This window comes from Mesorhizobium sp., assembly GCF_024509055.1.
In the GTDB taxonomy this organism is placed as follows: Bacteria; Pseudomonadota; Alphaproteobacteria; order Rhizobiales; family Rhizobiaceae; genus Mesorhizobium.
In genome coordinates this window covers 1-5425 of record NZ_JANINM010000080.1, presented here as the reverse complement: position 1 = coordinate 5425, position 5425 = coordinate 1, and the positions used below count along the sequence as shown (strand labels likewise).

Here is a 5425-nt window from a genome sequence, read left to right as displayed (position 1 = left end):
GATTTCGAGACCGAGACGCTGCCGGGCTCGCTGCCGCAGGGGCGCAACTCGCCGCAGCGGCCGGCCTACGGGCTCTATGCCGAGCAGCTTTCGGGTTCGCCCTTCACCGCCCCGCGAGGCACCAACGAGCGCTCCTGGCTCTATCGCATCCGCCCGAGCGTAAAGCACACCGGCCGCTTCAAGGGCGCGAGCTACCCGCTCTGGAAGACCGGGCCTAACATCGGCGACCATGAACTGGCGCTCGGTCAGTACCGGTGGAATCCGACGCCGGTGCCGAACGAGCCGACCGACTTCATTTCCGGCATGCGCACCTTCACCACGGCCGGCGACGCAGTTGGCCAGTCCGGCATGGCGGCGCATGTCTACGTCGCCAACCGCTCGATGGTCGACGACCATTTCTTCAACGCCGATGGCGAGTTGCTGGTCGTGCCGCAGGTCGGCGCGCTGCGCTTCGTCACCGAGATGGGCGTGATCGAGCTCCGCCCCGGCGAGATCGCCGTGTTGCCGCGCGGTCTCGTCTTCAAGGTCGAACTCGCCGACAAGGAGGCGCGCGGCTATGTCTGCGAGAACTACGGCGCCAAGTTCACCATGCCCGACCGCGGCCCGATCGGCGCCAATTGCCTGGCCAACCCGCGCGACTTCAAGACGCCCTGCGCCTGGTTCGAGGAGAAAGAGACGCCGTGCCGGCTTATCGTCAAATGGTGCGGCACTTTCCATGTCACCGAACTCGGCCACTCGCCTTTGGACGTCGTCGCGTGGCACGGCAACTACGCTCCCTATAAGTATGATCTGGCGACGTTTTCGCCCGTCGGCGCCATCCTGTTCGACCACCCCGATCCGTCGATCTTCACGGTGCTGACCGCGCCGAGCGGCGAGGAAGGCACGGCCAATGTCGACTTCGTCATCTTCCCGCCACGCTGGCTGGTGGCTGAAAACACGTTTCGGCCGCCCTGGTATCACCGCAACATCATGAGCGAGTTCATGGGCCTGATCCACGGCCAGTACGATGCCAAGGAGGAAGGTTTCGTTCCCGGCGGCATCAGCCTGCACAACCAGATGCTGGCGCATGGGCCGGACGCCTCCGGCTTCGAGAAGGCGACGCGTGCCGAGCTCAAGCCGGTCAAGCTCGACAACACCATGGCCTTCATGTTCGAGACGCGCTTTCCCCAGATGCTGACCCGCTATGCCGCCGAGCTCGGCACGCTGCAGGAGAATTACATCGACTGCTGGACGGACTTGAAGAAGCGTTTCAACGGCACGCCGGAGGGCGACTGGTCCTGAGAGGGAAAATCATTGTCAGGAAAACTCGCGCGGGCGGCTTGACGATCGCTCCCGCGCGCTTTGATGTGTGACAAAGCGGTGAAAAGCCGCACAGGAGAGGAAACCGCATGAAACTTGCCACATTGAAGAACGGGACGCGCGACGGAAAGCTGGTCGTGGTCTCGCGCGATCTCACGCGGTTCACCGACGCTTCCTTCCTGGTGCCGACGCTGCAGGCGGCGCTCGACGATTGGCGCCGCATTGCACCGCATCTGGCGGCGATGGCGGAATCGCTGGAGACCAACGCCGTTCCGTCGGCTCGCTTCCACGAGCATGACGCCCATTCGCCGCTGCCGCGCGCCTATCAATGGGCGGACGGCTCGGCCTATGTGAACCATGTCGAGCTGGTGCGGAAGGCGCGCGGCGTCGAGATGCCGGCAAGCTTCTGGACCGATCCGCTGATTTACCAGGGCGGCTCGGACTCCTTCATTGCCCCGCGCGACCCGATCCGCATGGCGGACGAGGCCTTCGGCATCGACCTGGAGGCCGAGGTTGCCGTCATCGTCGACGATGTGCCGATGGGCGCCGGGTTGGATGAGGCGAGGGAGGCGATCCGCCTCGTCATGCTCGTCAACGATGTCACGTTGCGCGCCATCACCGGACCGGAATTGGCAAAAGGTTTTGGCTTCTTCCAGTCCAAGCCCTCGTCGGCATTCTCCCCGGTCGCGGTCACGCCGGACGAATTGGGTGATGCCTGGGACGGTGGCAAGGTCAACCTCGCGCTGCTGGTCGACCTCAACGGTAAGCCCTTCGGTCGGGCGAATGCCGGCATCGACATGACCTTCGACTTCCCAGCGTTGATCGCGCACGCCGCCAAGACCCGGCCGCTCGCCGCCGGCACCATAATCGGCTCCGGCACCGTCTCCAACAAGCTGGACGGCGGTCCCGGCAAGCCGGTTTCGGCCGGTGGCTCGGGCTATTCCTGCATCGCCGAACCGCGCATGATCGAGACCATCGAGAGCGGCGAGCCGAAGACATCGTTCCTGCATTTCGGCGACACGGTTCGCATCGAGATGAAGGATAAGGCAGGCCATTCGATATTCGGCGCGATCGAGCAGAAGGTGGAGAAATACGAGGGGTAGACACAATGGCCGATCTGCCAGCGCTCGGCTTGGCCCTGATCCTTGTCGGAATTGTCTTCTGGACTATCGGCGGGATGATCAGTTTTAGAACCGACTACGATGTCCATAACCGACATATGCTTGGGAACAGTGTGCAACCCAACGATGTCTGGCGCGCATTCTTTAGCAATCCGAAATCAAGATGGTGGTGCGTGATTGGTCTTTCGTTACTCGGAGTCGGGGCTGGGTTGCTGCTGCTCTAGAGCAATAGTGTGAGTTTGGAGACAAGAGCTTGATAGAAGATATATTCTATCTTCCTGCCGGCTTCGCGCTTGTGGCAGCAGGCATCGACCTTACCAGCAGGGTGGCGCCATGACGCTGCTCGACCATCTGCGCCGCATGGCGCGCAACAATCTCTGGTCGAACGACCGGCTCTACCGCGCCGTGCTGGCGCTGCAGCCCGGCGAGTTCGAGGCGCCGCGCGTCAGCTTCTTCCCGTCGATCAACGAGACGCTCAACCACATCCTCGCGGTCGACTATCTCTATCTCGATTTCCTGACCGATGGTGGACTGGGCGCCTCGGCCTACGACGACTACGTGCCGTTCAACGATGCGGCAAGTCTGGCGGCCGCGCAGACCGATTTCGACCGCAGGCTGGTCGCCTTTTGCGACGGTCTGACGGACGCCGATCTCGATCGCCACGTCATCACCGACCGGCGCGAGGACGGCATGATCCCCGAACGGATCGGCGACATCCTCGCCCATGTCTTCCTGCACGACATCCATCATCGCGGCCAGGTGCATGCCATGCTTTCCGGCACGTCCGTTCCGCCGCCGCAATTGGACGAATTTCTGCTCGACTATGATCTGAAGCTCAGGAAAGAGGAGATTCAGAGGCTCGGACTAGGCGATCAGCCAGCGCGACGTCATAGGCTGAAAACTGCCGATCCGCTGTGACCAACGTCAGACCTTCAATTTGAGCTTGTGCGATGAGCAGGCGGTCGAAGGGATCGCGGTGGTGGGGCGGCAAATGTTCAAGCCTCGCCGCATGCAACTCATTCACGCTGAGGATTGGAATTCCGTTCGTTCGCAAGATGTCGACGATGTTCCCCGACAGCGTAATTTTGCCGAGCGATTTCTTGATGGCGATCTCGGCCACAGAGATCGCGCTGACGGTCACATCCTTTCCGGCAAGAAAGATGTCGCGATGGTGATCGGAAAGGCGTGAGTCCGCGTTGAGCACCCAAAGCAGGATATGCGTGTCGACCAGATATCTGGGACTCATTTAATGTATTCGTCCCACTCGGGGCCGAGTTCGTCAAAATCGTCCGATATCCAGATTTGGCCTTTCAGGGCCCCAAACAAGCCTTTGCTCCCGCCGGCTCGGACAGGCGCGCTCAAGGTTGCGACAACTTCCCCGTGCTTCGTCAGATGAATTTCTTCACCCGCCTGGGCGCGTTTCACCAGTTCGGAAAGCTGGGCCTTCGCTTTCGCCATCGGAATATTCATTCTCGTACCTCTTGTGACCATAATTTAGGTCATAAAAGGCCGAGAAGCAAATATGTTCGATGCTTACGCCGCCTTGCCGTCCAGCTTGATCACGCCGCGCTTGATCTGGTCCTGCTCGATCGACTCGAACAGGGCGCGGAAATTGCCCTCGCCGAAACCTTCGTCGCCCTTGCGCTGGATGAACTCGAAGAAGATCGGCCCGATGACGGTTTTCGAGAAGATCTGCAGCAGGATCTTGGTCATGCCGCCGTCGACCACGCCTTCGCCGTCGATCAGTATGCCGTGCTTCTTCATGCGCTCGATCGGCTCATCATGGCCGTTCACGCGCTCATGCGACATCTCGTAATAGGTGTCGGGCGGGCCGGGCATGAACTTCAGCCCGTTGGCGGCTAGCTTGTCGGTGGCCTCGTAGATCGCGTCGGTGCCGACCGCGATGTGCTGGATGCCCTCGCCATTGTACTTCTTCAGATACTCGGCGATCTGGCTGGTCTCGTCCTTGGACTCGTTCAGCGGGATGCGGATCTTGCCGCAGGGCGAGGTGATTGCCCGGCTGACCAGCCCGGTGATCCTGCCGTCGATGTCGAAGAAGTGGATCTGCTTGAAGCCGAACAGGTCGCGATAGAAGTCCCACCACTTGTCCATGTTGCCGCGATAGACATTGTGGGTCAGGTGGTCGAGGAAGTAGAAGCCGACGCCCTCGGGCTTCGGGTCGCGCTCGCCCAGCCATTCGAACTCGGCGTCATAGGCCGAACCCTTCTCGCCATAGGCTTCGATGAAATAGAGCAGCGAGCCTCCAATGCCGACGATGGCCGGCACATCGAGCGCCTTGTCGGTGCCCTCATAAGGCGTCGCGCCTTTCGACACGGCATGCTCGAAAGCATGCTTGGCATCGACCACGCGCCAGGCCATCGAGGCAGCGCAGGGGCCGTGCTTCTCGACGAATTTCATCGCATGGGAGCCGGGCTCGGCATTGACGACATAGTTGATGTCGCCCTGCCGCCAGACGGTGATGTCCTTCGTGCGGTGTTTCGCCACCGCGGCATAGCCCATGCGGGTGAAGAGCTCGGCGAGCTTCGCCGGCTCGGAATGCGCGAACTCGACGAATTCGAAACCGTCCGTGCCAGCCGGGTTTTGCTTGCTGATCCTGGCGGGCGGGGCGTCGTGCGGGAAGGGGCCCATGGCAGTCCTCCGAAAGCTGTTGCGGCCGGTCTTGGCCAACTTTCCGAATGATAGCGCGCAACCGCCGCACGGTGCTTGCATTCAACCGCTTGAAATGCTCACTATGCGCATGAATTGTGCATGATTGGAGGAAAGTCCATGGATGATGCGCGCCTTGATCAATTTGACCGCAAGATACTGGCGCTTTTGCAGGGTGATGCGCGGCTAACCAACAACGACCTTTCGGAGCGGGTGAACCTGTCGGCCTCGCAATGCTCGCGCCGCCGCCAGCGGCTGGAGGAGGACGGCTACATCAAGGGCTATCGCGCCGTGCTCGACCGCGACCGTCTCGGCTTTTCGCTGGTCAACGTCATCTC

8 protein-coding genes are annotated in these 5425 nt (G+C 61.4%); 5 read left to right on the top strand and 3 right to left on the bottom strand.

Annotated features, from left to right (window positions below; all coding sequences use genetic code 11):
* The 4 genes from hmgA to Q0L57_RS04980 all read left to right on the top strand — a co-directional run.
* Positions 1-1281, top strand: a 1281-nt coding sequence (gene hmgA, locus Q0L57_RS04995) for a homogentisate 1,2-dioxygenase (protein ID WP_296738923.1), incomplete at its 5' end; no start/stop codon positions are given.
* A gap of 107 nt (positions 1282-1388) precedes the next feature.
* On the top strand, positions 1389-2402 hold the full coding sequence (locus tag Q0L57_RS04990) for a fumarylacetoacetate hydrolase family protein (RefSeq protein ID WP_296738922.1): 1014 nt from the start codon (positions 1389-1391) through the stop codon (positions 2400-2402).
* A 5-nt stretch (positions 2403-2407) separates the two neighbouring features.
* The gene (locus tag Q0L57_RS04985) at positions 2408-2644 is read left to right on the top strand and encodes a hypothetical protein (protein ID WP_296738920.1); all 237 of its coding nucleotides are present in this window, start codon (positions 2408-2410) and stop codon (positions 2642-2644) included.
* A 109-nt stretch (positions 2645-2753) separates the two neighbouring features.
* Positions 2754-3338, top strand: a complete 585-nt coding sequence (locus tag Q0L57_RS04980; RefSeq protein ID WP_296738919.1) for a DinB family protein — start codon at positions 2754-2756, stop codon at positions 3336-3338.
* Here Q0L57_RS04980 and Q0L57_RS04975 read toward each other — a convergent pair.
* The 3 genes from Q0L57_RS04975 to hppD form a co-directional block, all read right to left on the bottom strand.
* Complete coding sequence (locus tag Q0L57_RS04975; RefSeq protein ID WP_296738916.1) at positions 3256-3666, bottom strand: type II toxin-antitoxin system VapC family toxin; 411 nt, start codon at positions 3664-3666, stop codon at positions 3256-3258. The two genes, Q0L57_RS04980 and Q0L57_RS04975, sit on opposite strands and share 83 nt — an antisense overlap.
* Positions 3663-3890: a type II toxin-antitoxin system Phd/YefM family antitoxin gene (locus tag Q0L57_RS04970; protein ID WP_296738914.1), complete on the bottom strand. Its 228-nt coding sequence runs from the start codon at positions 3888-3890 to the stop codon at positions 3663-3665. Before Q0L57_RS04970 ends, Q0L57_RS04975 begins: the two co-directional genes overlap by 4 nt.
* A gap of 63 nt (positions 3891-3953) precedes the next feature.
* Positions 3954-5069 carry a 4-hydroxyphenylpyruvate dioxygenase gene (hppD, locus tag Q0L57_RS04965; RefSeq protein ID WP_296738911.1) on the bottom strand — a complete coding sequence of 372 codons (1116 nt, stop codon included), beginning with the start codon at positions 5067-5069 and terminating at the stop codon, positions 3954-3956.
* A 138-nt stretch (positions 5070-5207) separates the two neighbouring features.
* Here hppD and Q0L57_RS04960 point away from each other — a divergent pair.
* The coding region (locus Q0L57_RS04960) for an Lrp/AsnC family transcriptional regulator (RefSeq protein ID WP_296738910.1) at positions 5208-5425 on the top strand (218 nt) is incomplete at its 3' end.